This window comes from Enterobacter sp. PGRG2 (assembly GCF_030291195.1).
In the GTDB taxonomy this organism is placed as follows: domain Bacteria; phylum Pseudomonadota; class Gammaproteobacteria; order Enterobacterales; family Enterobacteriaceae; genus Enterobacter_D.
This window is the reverse complement of record NZ_CP127837.1, coordinates 4,160,475-4,161,008: the sequence shown is the minus strand read 5'-3', so window position 1 is coordinate 4,161,008 and position 534 is coordinate 4,160,475. Positions and strand designations below refer to the sequence as shown.

At 60.3% G+C, this 534-nt stretch carries 1 protein-coding gene; it reads left to right on the top strand.

The features are described from left to right. Positions 1-534, top strand: a 534-nt coding sequence (locus tag QRD42_RS18555; protein WP_321987822.1) for an Ig-like domain-containing protein, incomplete at both ends; no start/stop codon positions are given.

Sequence of the window (534 nt, the reverse complement as noted above, 5' to 3'; positions counted from 1 at the left end):
GAGGCGCTGGCAGACAACAATACGGCGATCACCCTGACCGCGACGGTTATCGATAACAGCGGGCACCCGGTAGCCGGGGAGACGATCAACTGGACGGCGGATAACAGCAAGGCGCAGCTCTCTGACACGCAATCCGTCACCAATACCCAGGGCGAGGCGCAGATCCTGGTGACCAGCGCGGATGTTATCGCTACGGTGATCACTGCCCAGCGTGGTCAGGCGGAAGCCCTGCGCAGCGAGACGTTGAACTTTGTGGCGGACCCGGCCTCGGCGAAACTGGTATCAGTGGAGCCCGACAAAAACCAGGTGGTGGCGAATAACATCGACAGCGCTAAGCTGACGGCGAAAGTCACCGATGCGAATAATCATCCGTTATCGGGCATCAGCGTCACCTGGAAGGTGGATAAAACCGACGGCACTACGCTCGGTAATCGCACCTCACAGACCGATGAGCAGGGCGTGGCGACGACCGAGCTGAAATCTGCCAAAACCGGGGCGGTGAAAGTCTCGGCGGCTATCAACGGCGGTACGGCG